Below are 17,788 nucleotides of genomic sequence, written 5' to 3'. Positions count from 1 at the left end.
CATTTTTTAACGAGACGGTTTTTTATAATCTATAGAATTTATTTTCTCTTATTCTGAGCTTTTGCTGCTTCTTGTTGTTCCATTACATCTTGTAGACGTTGTTGGAATTTACTTGGCTTTTTAGGCTCTTTTAATTTATTCTCTTGTATTTGAGCGTGAATTTTATCACTGTCTACAATGTAGTTTTTAATTACAAACATAATTCCAATTGTAATTAAGTTCGAAATAAAGTTATACAAACTCAATCCTGACCCGTAATTATTGAAGAAAATTAACATCATTAATGGTGAAACATAAATCATGATTTTCATCATTTTTGCCATATCCGGCATACCTTCTTGCTGAGGCGCTGCCATTTGCTGATCTCCTGAAGTCATTTTCATGTAAAAGAAAATTGCAATAGCTGCCAAGATTGGAAACAAACTGATGTGGTCTCCATACATTGGAATAGTGAATGGTAATTTTACAACAGAGTCAAAAGATGATAAATCGTCTGCCCAAAGGAAACCTTTTTGTCTTAATTCAAATGCCGCAGGGAAAAACTGGAAAGATGCATACATAAAAGGAAGCTGAATTAATGCCGGAATACATCCTGCCATTGGGTTTACTCCTGCCTTGTTGTACAACTTCATAGTTTCCTGTTGTTTCTTCATTGGGTCTTTTTTGTATTTTTCTCCCAACTCCGTAATATCAGGGCGTAAAACTTTCATTTTAGCCTGAGACAAGAATGACTTATAGGTAATTGGCGACATAGCCAACTTAATGATAATTGTAAAAATAATAATCGCAATTCCTAATGACAATCCAATAGTTGAACTTAGGAATCCGAATAGCGGAATGAAAATCCATTTATTTATCCATCCAAAAATTCCCCATCCTAAAGGAATAATTTTTTCAAAGTTTTTATCGTAAGATTTTAATGTTTTGTAATCAGCAGGACCCATATACAAATTCATTTTGTAATCGATCTCTCCATTTGTAAACGCTAACGGTAGGTTTGCTTTAAACTGTTTTGTAAAAACAGTATCAATTTTTTCATCTTTAACTAAATCGTCAGATTGCAATTTTGAAGTTTCAAAAGGTTTTTCTGTCGATAAAATCGTTGTAAAGAAATGTTGTTTAAAAGCTACATAACTTACTTTTACAGGAGTTTCCTCTTTTCCTTGTCCGTGTGAACTTACATTATTGTATTTTGATTCTTCATATTTGAAATCAATTTGCCCATAACGATTTTCGTAAGCAATACTTTTCTCATTACGATACGTTTTTAAATCCCATTGCAAATCAATTGGTTTAGCCGAATTTAAAACCCTGTTTAATCCTTGAGAACGAATATCAAAACCAACTAAATAATCATTTGGTTTAAGAATATATTTATACTCTAAAAATTCATTAGCTCCTGCTTTCAAACGCATAGACAAAACTTGGTCTGCACCAATTTTTTCTAATGTTGGTTCGAAATACAAATCTTTAGAATTTAAAGTTCTGTTATCTGTTGTAAGAAGTTGTAGGTTTAAATTTGAGTTGTTGTTTTTGATTAACTCAACTAATTGACCTGAACCTTTTTTAAATCTTTCGAATTCTTTTAAAGTAGCTTCAACGATATAACCACCTTTGTTAGCGATTACAAGTTTTAACTTTTCGTTTTCAATAGTTGTAAAAGATTCTTTTGCAGAAGGAAGCGTAGCAGAATAAGCAAAACCACCTAAAGTTTTTTGCAAATTAGCCAATTGAACTGTATCACCAGGAGTTGCAGCAACTGGCGCCGCAGCAGTTTTAGTTTTATCCGCTTTAGCTTGAGCTTCTTGCTTTGCTACTAATTCTTTCTTCGCTTTTTCAGCAGCAATTTCCTTATCAGAAGGTTGATTTTGGTACATAATCCAAATCAAAATTCCAAATATCAATACAAAACCAATGATTGAATTAAGGTCAAATTTTTTTTCTTCCATTATTATTTAAAAAAAGTTATTCGTTAAAGGCAATTAGTAATCAGTTGAACTCAAATGTTACATCCTTTTAGAATATTAATTATTATTTTTTATGCGCATTCACTGCAGCAGCCACAAAGTTCACAAAAATCGGATGTGGATTTGCTACTGTACTTTTATATTCCGGGTGGTATTGTACTCCAATGAAAAATGGGTGATTCTCCAATTCTACAATTTCTACCAATCCTGTATCCGGGTTTACTCCAGAAGCTTTTAAACCAGCTTTCTGTAATTCATCGGCATATTTATTATTGTATTCATAACGGTGACGGTGACGCTCAGAGATTGTTTTTTCTCCGTAAATTTTGTGTGCCAGAGTGTTTGGTTTAATATCACATTTCCATGCACCAAGACGCATTGTTCCACCTTTATCCGTGATTGTTTTTTGCTCTTCCATTAAATTCACAACCGGATGAGGCGTTTTATCGTTCATCTCTGTAGAATTCGCTTCGGCGTAACCTAAAATATTACGAGAATATTCAATAACAGACATTTGCATTCCTAAACAAATTCCGAAAAACGGAATATTATTTTCACGTACATAACGAACTGCTTCAATTTTTCCTTCAATACCTCTTTCACCAAATCCAGGAGCAACTAAAACTCCATCTAATGATCCTAATTTCTCCTCAACGTTATCAGCATTAATATGCTCTGAGTGAATAGAAATTACGTTTACTTTGGTTTCGTTTGCAGCACCTGCATGAATGAACGCCTCTAAAATAGATTTGTAACAATCCTGCATTTCTACATATTTACCAACTAAACCAATGTTTACAGTTTGCTTTGGATTTTTTAATCTTTTTAAGAAAGTATTCCAGTTTTTAAGATCCGGAGATGCTTTTTTAGGTAAATCTAATTTCTTTAAAGCCACAACATCTAATCCTTCTTCAAGCATTAAATTTGGAACTTCATATATAGTAGAAGCATCAATAGACTGAATAACTGCTTCTTTCTTAACATTACAGAACAAAGCTAATTTTTGACGTAATTCCTGAGACAATTCATGCTCAGTTCTACAAACCAAAATATCTGCTTTAATACCACTTTCCATTAAAGTTTTAACAGAGTGTTGCGTTGGTTTTGTTTTTAGCTCACCTGCTGCAGCCAAATAAGGAACTAATGTTAAATGAATAACAATTCCGTTATTTTCACCTAACTCCCAAACTAACTGACGAACAGACTCTATATAAGGTAAAGATTCAATATCACCAACAGTACCACCGATTTCAGTAATAACAATATCGTAATCGCCAGATTTACCCAACAATTGCATTCTGTCTTTGATTTCGTTTGTAATATGAGGAACAACCTGAACTGTTTTTCCTAAAAATTCCCCTCTTCTTTCTTTTTCAATAACCGAAAGATAAACTCTTCCTGTAGTAACGTTATTTGCCTGAGAAGTAGGAACGTTTAAGAAACGCTCGTAGTGACCTAAGTCTAAATCGGTTTCAGCACCATCATCTGTCACGTAACATTCTCCATGTTCGTAAGGATTCAAAGTTCCAGGATCCACATTGATATACGGATCAAATTTTTGAATAGTTGTACGGTATCCTCTTCCTTGTAACAATTTTGCCAAAGATGCCGCGATAATTCCTTTTCCTAAAGAAGAGGTCACACCTCCTGTAACAAAAATATATTTTGTTTGATTCATTCTGTAGTTGTTTGTATTGTAGTTGTGTAAAAAACTTGGCAAAAGTACAAATTTAATTAGACAATTTATCAATAAGAGAATGAGATAATTTTGCAAATTTTTAAACATATCGATTACTTGATTTTATAATCGATAATTTTAACTTTTAATTAGAGTTTTTTTTGAAGAATGTACTTAATTCCGTGTCTGAATTATCTTAAAGCAGACTTTAAAAGAAGATAGAGAAATTATTACACTACCTTTTGTAGCCAAAAATTAATATTTAAAGATGTTTTTAAACAAAAAAAAATATTATAATCTAAAAACAATGACTTGTACACATTAACGAATTCAGGCTTGAATTCTGTGGTATCATTTTGTTTTAAGAAATTATAATATTTTGTATTTCAAACTTATATAAAAAAAATCAAACTTCCAAAGATTTTTCTTACTATTTTATATTGGCTTTGGATATTGCTTTTTAATATTGCGAATTAACTCTTCTAATCCATTCAGTTTTAATTCGTAAATAAGCTGTAATTGCTGTCCTAACTCTCCTTTTGGAAAACCTTTATTATAATACCAAACGACATAGTATTCAGGTAAATCAATTAAAAATCGACCTTCGTATTTCCCGAAAGGCATTTTGGTGTGCGCTAATTTAATGAGAAGTTTTTTGTCTTGTTCCATTTTTTTTTACGAGAAGAAAGATGCCAGATGAAAGAAAATAGATTGCTGCACTTAATTCAATTATATGCAAAACTATCACTTATTTTTTCTTTTGCCACAGATTAAAATGATTATCATAAATTAAAAAACTTAGCATCTAAGAACCTTAGCAACTTAGCATCTAAAAAAAAGAAGCAAGAAAAAAGAACCAACTTTCGGTCTCTCTTCCTGCTTCAAAATTATAATTTAAACTTGTCGCTAATTCCCTAAAAGGCTAAGAAAAAAACTTAGAACCTTAGCATCTCAGAACCTTAGAACCTTTTTAGTAGTGCCATCTCACAAAAGCTTCCATCGCCGCATAAGTTGCTAAACCTAACTGGTGATATAAAGCAGCAGTTTCGCGGTTTCTGTCTTCAGCTCTTTGCCAGAACTCTCTCGCATCTGTTCCCTGAAAAACAACTCCGTCTTTTTGAGACTGGTGTTTGAAGATTCCATGACGTTTTGATAAAACCTGATCCGGACTCATTGGTACAGCCATTTCAACTTCATCAATTCCCCATTCCTGCCAAGCTCCACGGTACAACCATAACCAACAGTCGTTCATGAATTCTTTTGGTTTTAAAACTTTTACTGCTTCAAAAATAGCATCCAGACAAACTTTGTGCGTTCCATGTGGATCTGCTAAATCTCCTGCTGCATAAATTTGGTGTGGCTTAATTTTTTCAATTAAATCAACCGTCAACTGAATATCTTCTAGTCCGATTGGTTTTTTCTCGATTGTTCCAGTTTCGTAGAAAGGCAATTCCATAAAATGAATTTGAGAATCCGGCAAACCAACAAAATGACTTGTTGCTCTCGCCTCACCTTTTCTGATTAAACCTTTAATATAACGCACTTCAGGAATATCAATTTCACTATTCTTTTTATTCTCTAAAAATGTTTGTGCTTTTTGGTAGATGTTATCTGCTTCCTCGCTTTTGATTCCGAATTTTTCGTTGTAATCAATTACGAATCTTGCAAAACGCAACGCTTCATCATCAGCAACTGCAATATTTCCAGAAGTTTGGTACGCTACGTGTACTTCATGCCCTTGCTCTTGCAAACGCATAAAAGTTCCTCCCATACTAATAATATCATCATCCGGGTGCGGGCTAAAAATTAGTACGCGTTTTTTAGCTGGCTCTGCTCTTTCTGGGCGGTTTGAATCGTCTGAATTTGGTTTTCCACCTGGCCAACCTGTAATTGTATTTTGTAATTTATTGAAAATCTTGATATTGATATCATACGCCGGACCAGAATCTGCTAATAAATCGCTCATTCCATTCTCGATATAATCAGCATCTGTAAGCATTAAAATTGGTTTTTTAAGATCTAATGCCAACCCTAAAACTGCTTTACGAGTTAATTTATCTGTCCAGACAATTTTCTCAACCAACCAAGGTTTATTTATTCTTGTTAGTTTTGAAGAAGCTTCTTTATCTAAAATAAAAACAGCATTGTTGTGCTCTTGCAAAAATGATGCAGGAACTCTGTTGGTAACTTCATCCTCAACAGATCTTTTTACAATACTTGCTTTTCCTTCTCCCCAAGCCAATAAGATTACTCTTTTTGCTTCCATGATTTTCTTAACCCCAAGTGTAATTGCTGTTCTTGGTGTATTATTTAATCCGAAGAAATCTTTACTTGCCGCAACTCTTGTAATGTGATCTAAAGCTACTAAACGAGTTTTAGAGTTTTGAAGTGAACCAGATTCGTTGAAACCGATATGTCCGTTTCCACCAATTCCAAGAACCTGCAAATCAATTCCGCCTAAAGCTTCGATTTTAGCTTCATATTCATGGCAATAATCTGCAATTTGTTCCTTGTTTAAAAGTCCGTCCGGAACGTGAGCGTTTTCAGGTAAAATATCGACATGATCAAACAAAAGTTCTTTCATGAAACGAACATAACTGTTGATTGAATTTGGCTCCATCGGATAATATTCATCCAGATTGAAGCTAATTACGTTTTTAAAACTCAAGCCCTCTTCTTTATGAAGACGAACCAATTCAGCATATAATCCTTTTGGAGAAGAACCCGTAGCCAATCCTAAAATACAAGGAAGATTTTCCTTTTGCTTGGATTGAATTAATGCTGCAATTTCCTGAGCTACTGCTTTTGAAGCCTCAGAAGAATTTTCAAAAACAACTGTATTGATGTTTTCGAATCGTTTTTCGAACCCTGTTGCTTTGTCGATTTTACTTTTTAACATGATATAGTTTATTTTTAATTTCTCATTAAACTACCATCTTCTGTATTTATGTCCTTTTACTGCATAAAAAAGGATCATTAAATAAGATGGTAAAAGCATTAAATAAGCCAACTGATTTCCACTTCTTGAAATTCCCTGCGTACCAGCTGCGATATTTGATGTATTTATGGTTTCGGTAATTAAACCGTATAACAAAGGAAAAATAGCACCACCTATAATTCCCATAATTAAAATTGCGCTTCCTATTTTAGTGTAACCTCCTAAATCTTCCAATGCCATTGGCCAGATTGCCGGCCAGCAAAGTGCGTTTGCTAAACCTAATAATGCCACTAAAAGAATTACAATTGGTAAATTTGGAATTCCCGGTAACTGAATCATTGCTTTTGGGGAAATCACAACAATTGCTAAAACTAAAATCACTCCTAAAATTCCAGATCCTTTTAAAGCTGTAACCTGCGAAAGGTATTTTGGAATCAGCGTTATACCTAATATATATCCAACAACCATTGCAGACATTGTAAAGGAGGTTAGTTTTAAATAAAAATTACCTTCTTCACCATAAACGCCCAATTGTTTTCCGAAACCTCCAATAGAATCTCCGGCTAAAACTTCGGCAGCCAGATATAACATTAAAGTAATTACTCCTAAAACCAATTGCGGACGTCTTAATGCATTTCTAATTTGCTTAAAAATACTCAGATGCGCCACATTTCCATCTTCATCCAAATCAATTTCAGGAAGTGGTGAAAGCTTAACTAAAAAAGCTAAAACCGTAATTATCAATCCCATATAAAGATAAGGTCTTTGTAATTGCAATGCAAGAGAATTTAAAGCATTTGATTTTGCAACCGAATCCAACATTGCGATTTTGTCTGCTGTAAAATCCTGCATATTAGACAAAACCAAAGCTGTTAAAATAATTGGCGCCACAAATCCTGCCAGTTTATTAGCGATTCCTAATACACTTATTCGGGCTGCAGCACTTTCGCGCGGTCCAATTACAACTACATAAGGATTTGAAGCAGTTTGCAAAATTGCCAATCCAGTTCCCATTACAAAAAGCGCAATTAAAAACAATAAAAAGGTACGACTTTCTGCTGCGGGATAAAAAATAAAAGCACCGCATGCGATAATCAGTAATCCTAATGAAATTCCGTTTTTATAGCCTACTTTTTCAATAATCCATGAAGAAGGAATGGCCATAACAAAATAGGCAATGTAAAAAGCAAAAGTTACAAAATAAGCTTGCGAAGAAGTCAGTTCGCAGGCAAGCTCAAAAAACGGAATAAGCGGCCCGTTTAACCAGGTCACAAATCCGAGAATAAAAAACAAAGCAGTCAGGATTACCATCGGAATAATGGCGCTCCTTTTATTTATCTGTATGGCACTTTCAATGTTTGACATAATACTTTTGGTTAATTGTTAATAGATTTTTTTCTTTAAATCTAAATAGAATCAACACTTTATAAATTGCTTTGCATTTTTTATGCAATTTTCTGCATTTTTTTTGCATTGACAAAAGTAGCGTATTAAATAGTACCAATCTCTTATTTAGATATAAATTTTTTGTTAATTTTTAATTTTCCCAGTTTAACACCGGATAATGCTCTTTTAAATAGGCTTTAACTTCAGCAATATCTTCTTTTGCAGTAAGGTCCGGAACATGTTCTGAAAACGGAATTCCTAAGGTGGTATTAGGATGTTCTTTTACTGAATTTAAAAGCACTGTCGGCAATTCTTTCTCGTCTCTTTCCGGATGAACAGGACAGTTTTTAAGATGCGGATATAATGTTTTTCCGTTAAATTTAAAGGCATTCATACTTACCCTGATTTTTCCGTCGACATCTTTATAATGTTCTAAATCTTCAGCTGTTGGCTTTTCTAAAATATCTAAAAGCTGATTATTTTCATCCAATTTAGCAATCGCAAAACGCGAAATTCGCTCCAAAGGAAACTCCATAGCATCACGATCATAACTGATAAAAGCGTTTGGACTTGTAGTTTCGCGCAATGCAAGTAATGCCTTAGCAGAATATAAATTATCACTGTTGCAAACTGAATATTCCTGCGTATTAAGCTCCGGAAACTGCTCTACTGCCTGAAACAAAGCATCTGCGGTTCCAAATGGCTTTACTCTTCCCTCTGGAATATATTGCACGGCAAATGAAATATTGAGACCATGAAAATCATTATTACTATTTTGATTTCCGTAGAACTCTTTAAATAACGCTCCTTGTTCTCCAATAATGATATAAATGCTCTTGTAACCTGCTTTTTTGGCGTTTAATAACAAATAATCCAATAATGGTCTCCCGCTCGACCCTACCCCGATAAGGCCTTTGCTTCTTTCGTTTGCCTGTGCAATTTCTTCCGGAGATAAATTATCTAAAACAGCTTCTTTTTTCATGCGTGATGATGCGCCACCAGCAAGAATAACTAAATTATTGTGCATACTTATTTCTCTAAATTTCAATATTTTCTATAATTCGAACGCCCGGATCTACACTCACAGCATAGGCTTCCTGAGCGCCTGCCTGCAAAATAGCATCAATAACCTGCTGCTCTTTTTTAGGATCAGCTATTACAACAATGCTTCCTCCACCTCCAGATCCGACAATTTTAGCACCATAAGCACCTGCTCGTAGCGCTGCATTTACCATATCGTCGATTCTTGGAACGGTAATTTTCAATAAATCTCTCAGAACAGTATGATGCTCGTTCATCAATTCTCCAATTTTTTTAAGATCTAAAACTGGTTTTTCGAACTCTTTTAAAGCTTCTTTTGTGTAATGGTAATTTTTTAAAGCTGCTTCAAAAAACGGAATCAAACGATCCGGAAGGCAATTTTTATAACGGTCAACATCCTGAATTTCAGAAGCATTTAAATCAAAATCAGGATAACTTTGCTTGACAAGATCAATCGCCATTAAAGCATTTCCTTTTAGTTCTCCAATCAAGCCAATCGTTTCTTTTGGAACTCCGGAAACTCCTGTAATTAAACCTTTTAACTCAGTACCAACAGAACGGTACGAAAAAGGATCTTTGGTATTGATATAAACAATATTCCCTACACCTATACTAAAATGATCCATCATTCCGCCCGGTTCACCATGTTCCAGAACTTCAGAAGCATATCCGATCTTTGCAATAAATTCGCAAGTCACTTCATCATCGACTCCAAAAGCGGCAATTAAAAAGCGAATCCACGCCATTAATAAAGCTGAAGAACTTGATGTTCCTGAATTAATTGGAATATCTCCTGTAATGGTAATATCGTAACCAACGTTGGGAATGCAGCCATGTCTGCGTAAGACACGCAAGGATGACGCAAAATAATCACGTGGTTCGAGCTTTTCAAAAACGGCATTAATATCGATCACACGAATTTCATTAATATCAATCATATTAATAACAAATGTGCTGGTCTTATTTTGCACTGCAGATAGCCGTATATTTCGATTTATAGCACATGCTATAACGGGCAATCCTAAATAGTCCTGATGATCTCCGAAGAGACACGTTCGGCCCGGGGCTAATGAAGTAATTTTTTTCACTTAAAAATTGTGCGTTAAAATATTGTAATTCAAATAATTACAATATTTTTTGGTTATAAATTTGTTTTATATTTTCGGTTTTGATTTTACGAAACTATAGATTATATTTTGATAAAACAAGAAAAAAGCAAAAAATGTGCTCGAACACACTGAAAAAATGTTCTCGAGCACACAATGTTATTTCAGTAAAGTTTTTTCCCATAATTAAATCAAAGTTTTTATATTTGCTTATATGGATAAGAAGTACACGATAAAGGATATTGCAAAAATGGCCGGAGTTTCTAAAGGAACTGTCGATCGGGTTCTGCACAACAGAGGAAAGGTTTCTCCTACGGCGCTTGAAAAAATCAATGAGGTTTTGAATGTGATTGATTACGAACCCAACTTAATTGCCAGAAACCTAAAAAGTACCAAAGTTTATCGTATTTGTGTTTTATTGCCGGATCCTGAAATTGACCCCTATTGGCTTCCATGCGTTAACGGAATTCAGGATGCTATTGCCGAATTTAAAGCTTATAGTGTGGTTATCGAAACACATTATTTTAATCCTGAAAGCAAAAAATCTTTTCTGAAAACCCACGAAACGATTGTTGAAAAATCACCTGATGCGGTTTTATTAGCTCCGTTATTTCATAAAGAAACTATCGAGATTATCAAACAATATGATGAACTGGGTATTATGGTTAATACGTTTAATAATCAGGTGGAGTCTTCGTCAATTAAAAGTTTTGTCGGTCAGGACTTATACAAAAGCGGACGTGTCGCTGCCAGTTTAATGAAACTGATTTTACCTAAAGGACAACTTGCTATTATTCATATTGATGAAAGCCTTAAGAACGCTGTTCACATGCAGGAAAAGGAAAAAGGTTTCAGGAATTACTTTGAAGAAAAGAATCTTTCTGATTTCTCTTTAATGACTTTAAAACTAAAAAACTCCAATATCGAAACAAAATTTGCAGCTTTTTTGGAAGAGAACCCGGATTTAAGCGGAATTTTTATCACCACTTCAAAAGCGTATCAGATTGCAACGATTTTATCTTCTTTCAAAAATAAAAAGATTGCATTGATTGGCTATGATTTAATTGAGAAAAATGTCAATTTCCTGAATGACGGATTGTTGCATTTCTTAATTCACCAAAATCAAAAGAGACAAGCTTATTTGGGAGTCAGTACTTTAGTAGATCACTTTTTATTTAGAAAAGAAATTCCGGATACTATATTATTACCAATCGATATTATTAATGTTGAGAATGCTTCTTTTTATGTTTCTTAAATAGTTTCGCGAATAATAGCACACGGATTTTACATATTGAACGGGTTTACGCTGGTTTCTTTGTAAACTGTGTGCGTCTAGACTTCTGTAAATATTGATTAAAAAATAGCACACAGATTGTACGGATTAAACGGATTCACACTGCTTTCTTTTTTTTAACTTTGTGATGATGCTGGCAAAAAATGGCTCGCAGATTAAACAGATTAAACAGATTTATGTTGCATTTTTTTTGCAAAAACTAAAAACAACCCGTGCAAACCCGTTTAATCCGTAAAATCCGTGGGCAAAAATCACTCTAACCCCTTAATACCTTAGCCTCTTAGTACCTTAGAACCTTCCAAAACGAATTTCCCAAAAGAAGATGCAATATGAAAATTTGGAGTTTCGGTATTTGGGTCAACCCAGGTGATCCAGGTTGGTTCATAGTTTTGATTTTCAGCTTTAGAAAATTTAGCTCTGTAAACCCCCGTTTCGATAGTATTATCGTGAATTAAATTCAATTCATTTAAAGACGCTATACTTATTTTGCCTCCAACAGTAAAAGAAACTTTATCTTTTGAGACACTCAATTTCAAATCCTCTTTTGGCCAATCCCAATTAAAATCAAAATTCTTATCCGGTTGTGCTTTAAAATCCATTACTCTTGCTGAAGTATCTATTTCCAGACAATAATATGGATCTAAAGCATCATTTGCTCTAAAAAAGAGCTCCACTCTATCCGAATTTCCGATACTATCAATACTATTATCTTTTTGATCGATATAAATATCCGTATCAAAAACGCGGAAATTAAAATAGAGATTTTCAAAATCCCAAAGTGCCCGAAATTCGATTTTGGAAATCGGATCATTTTTCCACGGAGAAGAAAAATCAGCTAAACAATTTGCATTTTCCCAAAGAGAAGAATCTAAAATTTCGTCCTCATTTATACCATTTTTATCGATCAAAACTACCTGATATTCTTTCATTATATTGACTCTAAATTTTTGTTAATTTTTGGTTTCTGATCAAACTGAAAATGACCTCAGATTTAACCTCTTTTTTTACTGTTTTTTTATGCTCACCAAGATAGTCTAAATTTTAAGAAAAAAAACCTTCTTAAATAAGAAATAAAAAAGAGTCAAATTACTTATAATCCAAAAATAAACCCATAAGAAAACACTGTTTAATTTTTATTATTTAGTTTTCCTGATTGCGAAATTCACAAGATTTTAATCAAACCTTATTTATTCTTCAATTAAATAACAATTCCGTATAAAAACCTATCAAATACAGAGTACCTTTTATTTCCAAAATATATTATAAAAATCACATCATTTTAAGTCAAAAAAAACGTTTCGAACAATTTTATGTGCTCGAGAACATTAATTTTGTGTGTTCGAGCACATTTTTTGTGTTTTTTCTTGTTTTATAAAAATATAATCTATAGTTTCGTCCTGTATTAATCTTAAAACTAAGTTAATTCAGGAAAATTTTAGTCGATTTTGAGCCTTCAAAAACAGATAAAATGAAACGAAATAACCCATCTTTTGGATTAAAAAAGGAAAGAGGATTTTCGAAAAAAAATAATTCAAATACACGTCATTAAAAAACAAAAATGAGTTCCGGAATTAAAAAAGAAATCCAAAACCTACAAACAACGAAAAACAATTAAACATTAACCAAAACCAATTTTAAGTATGAAATTATTAACCCAAAAAAAGCCAAGAGATTTTCGGATTAACAATTTATCCGGAAAAGAATTCAAACTAACACTTTTATCGTTATTAGTTTTTACATTTCAGGCTCCGGCGGCTTCATCAATAAATGCGTCTGCCAAAAATAAAACTGCATTGTTTTTTGAAAAAACGATAAAAGGTACTGTTACAGATCAGAATGGTTTACCTCTTCCGGGTGTAAATGTTGTGGTTAAAGGAACAAATAAAGGTGTTCAGACAGATGTTGACGGAAGTTTTGCCATTACTGTGGCTGACAATGTAACTAAATTGGTCATTACTTACATTGGTATGGAAGATCAGGAAGTTACTATTGGAAATTCTCCGCTAAAAATCGTAATGAAGGAAGCTGGTCAAAAACTGGATGAAGTTGTTATTGGATACGGAAAAGCGAAGAAAAAAGATCTTACAGGATCTGTTGCTTCTGTTGGAAAAGACAATTTAAACTTAGGCGGTACGGTTTCAAATGTTGGTCAGGCTTTACAAGGTCGTGCCTCAGGGATTCAGGTACAGCAAAATAGCTATGCTCCGGGAAGCACTCCTACAGTGGTAATTAGAGGTGGAAACTCTATTAATACCTCTAACGCTCCATTATATGTTGTTGACGGTTTTATTACCAGCACAGGTGCACAAATTAGTCCAAATGACATCGAAAATATTCAGATTCTAAAGGATGCCGCTTCTACTGCAATTTATGGTTCAAGAGGAGGAAATGGGGTTATTATTATTACAACTAAAAAAGGAAAATTAGGAAAATTACAAGTTGAGGCTGAAATCTCTGATGGTTTTCAAAATATTATAAAAGAGCCATCATTGATGAGCGGACAACAATATGCTGATTTTCAAAATGCGCTTGCTTCTGAAAACGGACGACCACCAGTTTTTCCGGTGAGTTTTCCAGTTGCAAATACCAATTGGTTTGCTGCAGCAACACGTCCGGGTGAAGTATTAAACAGATCGTTGACTTTTAGCGGAAGCGATAAAACCTCTAAATTTTTCTTATCAGGAAATTACATCAAACAAACGGGAGCTATTGAAAACACTGATTTTGAAAGATATAGCGTAAGAATGGGTGCCGAAAAAAGATTTAATGATAAATTAAATATCGGAACCAATGTTTATGGTGCTGCCAGTGAAGGTCATAATAGTGATTTTGGAGACAATATTTTATCTCCAATGTTTTCTATCCAGACTGCTCCTCCAACTATTCCAATTTATAATGCAGATGGTTCTTATTATAAATACCAAGGTAAAGACAATGCTTTGGCGCTATTACTAGAACCTACTGACCACACTATCAACAGACTGGTAAACGGAAACATGTTTTTGGATTATGAAATCATCAAAAACTTAACGTATCATTTTGGTGCAGGAGCTGAATGGCAGGAAAATATTCAGGGTAAATATACTCCAAGTACATTGGTAGCAGGAGCTGCATTAAAAGGTTCAGGATCTGAAGAGAATAAAACTTATTTCAGATGGACTACAGAACAATATCTTACTTATAAGTTTGCAATAAAAGAACATGCAGTAACTGCCATGATTGGAACTTCGAACCAAAAAGATACTTACGAGAGAGTAAAAGCAGCAGGAACAGGTTTTTCTAACGATTTGCTTACTTATTACAATCTTGAAGGTGCAGCGATTTATCTAAAACCTGAAACTCAAAAACAAGAAACAAAACTTACTTCTTATTTCGGAAGGTTAAACTACTCATTTAATGACAAATACCTTGCAACTTTTACAATAAGAAAAGACGGTTCTTCTCGTTTTGGACCAAACAATAAATTCGGAATTTTCCCTTCTGGAGCTGTTGCATGGAAAATGTCGAATGAGCCTTTTATTCAAAACTTAAATACTTTTTCTGAACTTAAATTAAGAGCCAGTTATGGTATTACAGGAAGTGACGGTATTGGTGATTATGCTTATATGAGTCGATTAGCTTCATGGGGAGCATCTGTTAATACAGACGGTATATCAAGTGGTACAGAGCCTGTTAACTTGCCAAATCCAGATTTAAAATGGGAACAGCAGGCACAAACCAATATTGGGGTAGATATGGGATTCTTTAATGACAGACTTACAGCAACAATTGATGTGTACAAAAAAAGAACGACAGATGCGCTTTTAAATGTTCCGGTTGGCGGATGGTGGGGTTTTAAAACACAAACTGTTAACTCTGGAACTATAGATAATAAAGGAATTGAGTTAGGAATTAGTACTGTAAATTTCAAAAATGATAAATTTTTATGGACTAGTTCTTTAAATCTGGCTTACAACAAACAAGAAGTGGTAGCACTTTCAGATAACGTTAAAATTATTAGTGTAAACACTTCAAATCCAAGTGGAACTGTTTCAGGACAAGAGTTTACTAGATTAGAGCCAGGAAAAGAAATGGGAATTTTATACGGCTATAAATATGCAGGAGTAATAAAATCCGGAGAAACATATGCTCCACAACCTTTGTCTAAACCGGGAGATCCAAAATATGAAGATGTTGATGGCGATGGGGCAATTACAGCGGGAGACAGAACTTATTTAGGAAATTCAGTACCTCATTATATTGCCGGTATAAACAATGATTTCAGATATGGAAATTTTGATTTGAATATCTTTTTCCAAGGCGCTTTTGATTACTCTGTATACAATATGACAGCTATGGTTGGAGAATCGTCTACAAGTACTGATGCATTAAATCGTTGGGTGGCCGGAACAAATGAAAATACCGACATTCCAAGAGATGGTTACTACAAAAGTAAATACGGTAGTTATGTAAATTCAAAATTTGTTGAAGAAGCGTCTTACCTGCGTTTAAAAAATGTCTCTATAGGATACTCAATTCCGGAGAGCGTATTAAAACAAGCTAAATTTATTGACAGCATCAGATTATATGCTATCGGGCAAAATTTACTTACGATCACTAATTATTCAGGAAATGATCCTGAGGTAAACGGACACACTTCTACAGCAACAGCTCAAAACTTAGGCGGAGGAATTGACTTTAACTCCTTCCCGGCTTCCAGAACATTTATTTTGGGTATTAAAGTAGCAATACACTAGTCTAAAAAGCTTTTTTAGTAACATTAAATTTATTAAAATGAAAAAACATACACTATTATTACTATTACTAGTTGCGGGAGCACAGTTCTCATGCAATCAGGATCTTGATCCTGTAGTATATAGTAATTTAACCAATACTAATGGATACCAGACAAAGTCTGATGCCGTTGCTTCTATAAATGCAATTTATGGCCGTCTAAAAGGTCCCTCTGTAGGTGATAACTTCTCGTATTGGGCTACACGTCACTTTGCTTTGACAGATATTGCTACAGATTTAGGACACTGCCAGTTTGGTGGAGATCCGGGACAATTATCTTTGGGAACCTGGAGTTCTACAAACGGATTACTTGAAGAAGACTGGCTTGCGATGTACAAATTAATTGCGAATGCCAATAATGCTATTTTCAACATCACACCAATGACTGGAATTTCGGCAGAAGAAAAAGCACAATTCCTTGCCGAGGCTAAGTTTTTAAGATGTTCGGCTTATATGGATTTAACAGATTCTTGGGGGCCTGTAATTTTAATTACAGAAGCTAATTTAGGGAACCCTGGTTATTTAGATCAGACTCCTCCTTCATCTGTGGAAGAGATTGATGCTTTTATTATTAAAGAATTAACTGAAGCTGCTGCTGTATTGCCTGTTAACTATCAAAACAATGCTATTTATAGTACCAATGATGTTGGACGTGCTACTAAAGGTGCGGCACTTACTTTATTGGCTAAATTGTATATGCGCAGTCATGACTGGCAAAAAGTAGTGACTTTAACACAGCAAGTAATGGATTTAAACCAATACAGCCTTTATCCAACTTATCTAGGTTTATTTAAAGAAAGCAACAAATGGTGTAATGAAAATATTTTCTCTTCTCTTAGTGATGCGAACACAAACGGAACTGAATTATTAAATCACTTTGGGCCTGTTGATCACCCTGTGGTACAAAACAGATGGCAGTATTATACTGTAAACTGGGATTTCTATAACACTTTTGGTGATGAAGACGAGAGAAAAGAATGTTTCTTTCCAGAATATATGGGTGTAGACGGATTATTACACAAACAAGCACCAACCTTGGGAGCAGAACCGCCAGAAGGTGAGTTTTACATGCAGGATGTATCAACAAGAAAATATGCCGATGATGAAACAACAACTTATTATGACGGACATAGTGTAAACATCCTTCGTTATGCTGATGTATTGTTAAGCCGAGCAGAAGCCTTAAATGAAATTAGCGGACCAACCACTGAAGTTATTGATTTAATTAACAGAGTAAAAGGAAGATCTCATGCAAAATTATTAGTTCTTGGAGATTATAATCAAGCTTCTCTGAGAGATGCTATTTTACAAGAAAGAGGATGGGAATTTTTCTACGAAGGAAAACGTCGTCAGGATTTAATCAGAATGAACAAATATGATGTTCTAGTAAATGCGTATCACCTAAGAGTTGGAGAACCGGCACAAATAAAAATGCCGCAAAATAAGTTTTATACTTATCCACAAAGTCAGGTAAATCTTAACCCTAAGTTAAGTAACGCCGACAGACAATAAAACACACTTAATCAGGAACAGGCAGTTAAAATGTCTGTCTGTTTCTGATTTTTTTAAACAAAATAAGTACTTTTCTGTTTCACAAAGAAATTC

At 34.1% G+C, this 17,788-nt stretch carries 11 protein-coding genes; 3 read left to right on the top strand and 8 right to left on the bottom strand.

Translation table 11 applies throughout. The annotated features are described in order from the left end of the window. Positions 1–38: 38 nt before the first annotated feature. From yidC to KHA98_RS23055, 7 genes are all read right to left on the bottom strand, one after another. The gene (yidC, locus tag KHA98_RS19105) at positions 39–1,949 is read right to left on the bottom strand and encodes a membrane protein insertase YidC (protein ID WP_213259492.1); all 1,911 of its coding nucleotides are present in this window, start codon (positions 1,947–1,949) and stop codon (positions 39–41) included. A gap of 82 nt (positions 1,950–2,031) precedes the next feature. Next, a complete protein-coding gene (locus KHA98_RS19100; protein WP_213259491.1) occupies positions 2,032–3,645 on the bottom strand; it encodes a CTP synthase in 1,614 nt (537 codons plus the stop codon). Between the two features lie 435 nt (positions 3,646–4,080). Beyond that, a complete protein-coding gene (locus KHA98_RS19095) occupies positions 4,081–4,314 on the bottom strand; it encodes a DUF3820 family protein (protein ID WP_213259490.1) in 234 nt (77 codons plus the stop codon). A 301-nt stretch (positions 4,315–4,615) separates the two neighbouring features. Further along, positions 4,616–6,544 carry a glucosamine-6-phosphate deaminase gene (gene nagB, locus KHA98_RS19090; RefSeq protein ID WP_213259489.1) on the bottom strand — a complete coding sequence of 643 codons (1,929 nt, stop codon included), beginning with the start codon at positions 6,542–6,544 and terminating at the stop codon, positions 4,616–4,618. 30 nt (positions 6,545–6,574) lie between these two features. Continuing rightward, the gene (locus tag KHA98_RS19085; RefSeq protein WP_246522424.1) at positions 6,575–7,948 is read right to left on the bottom strand and encodes a sugar MFS transporter; all 1,374 of its coding nucleotides are present in this window, start codon (positions 7,946–7,948) and stop codon (positions 6,575–6,577) included. Positions 7,949–8,120: 172 nt separating this feature from the next. Beyond that, the gene (locus KHA98_RS19080; RefSeq protein WP_213259488.1) at positions 8,121–8,996 is read right to left on the bottom strand and encodes a sugar phosphate nucleotidyltransferase; all 876 of its coding nucleotides are present in this window, start codon (positions 8,994–8,996) and stop codon (positions 8,121–8,123) included. 10 nt (positions 8,997–9,006) lie between these two features. Further along, complete coding sequence (locus KHA98_RS23055; protein ID WP_213259487.1) at positions 9,007–10,098, bottom strand: mevalonate kinase family protein; 1,092 nt, start codon at positions 10,096–10,098, stop codon at positions 9,007–9,009. Between the two features lie 232 nt (positions 10,099–10,330). On the opposite strand from KHA98_RS23055, the gene KHA98_RS19070 reads away from it, so the two are divergent. Then, positions 10,331–11,371, top strand: a complete 1,041-nt coding sequence (locus tag KHA98_RS19070) for a LacI family DNA-binding transcriptional regulator (protein ID WP_213259486.1) — start codon at positions 10,331–10,333, stop codon at positions 11,369–11,371. A 311-nt stretch (positions 11,372–11,682) separates the two neighbouring features. On the opposite strand, the gene KHA98_RS19065 is transcribed toward KHA98_RS19070, so the two are convergent. Then, the gene (locus KHA98_RS19065) at positions 11,683–12,339 is read right to left on the bottom strand and encodes a sugar-binding protein (RefSeq protein WP_213259485.1); all 657 of its coding nucleotides are present in this window, start codon (positions 12,337–12,339) and stop codon (positions 11,683–11,685) included. 711 nt (positions 12,340–13,050) lie between these two features. Between KHA98_RS19065 and KHA98_RS19060 the strand changes: the two genes are divergently transcribed. Continuing rightward, on the top strand, positions 13,051–16,146 hold the full coding sequence (locus tag KHA98_RS19060) for a SusC/RagA family TonB-linked outer membrane protein (protein WP_213259484.1): 3,096 nt from the start codon (positions 13,051–13,053) through the stop codon (positions 16,144–16,146). A gap of 37 nt (positions 16,147–16,183) precedes the next feature. Continuing rightward, the gene (locus KHA98_RS19055; RefSeq protein ID WP_213259483.1) at positions 16,184–17,695 is read left to right on the top strand and encodes a RagB/SusD family nutrient uptake outer membrane protein; all 1,512 of its coding nucleotides are present in this window, start codon (positions 16,184–16,186) and stop codon (positions 17,693–17,695) included. Positions 17,696–17,788: the final 93 nt, after the last annotated feature.

The organism is Flavobacterium branchiicola (assembly GCF_018383905.1).
GTDB classification, from domain to species: Bacteria; Bacteroidota; Bacteroidia; order Flavobacteriales; family Flavobacteriaceae; genus Flavobacterium; species Flavobacterium branchiicola.
This window is presented reverse-complemented; position numbering and strand designations above follow the sequence as displayed.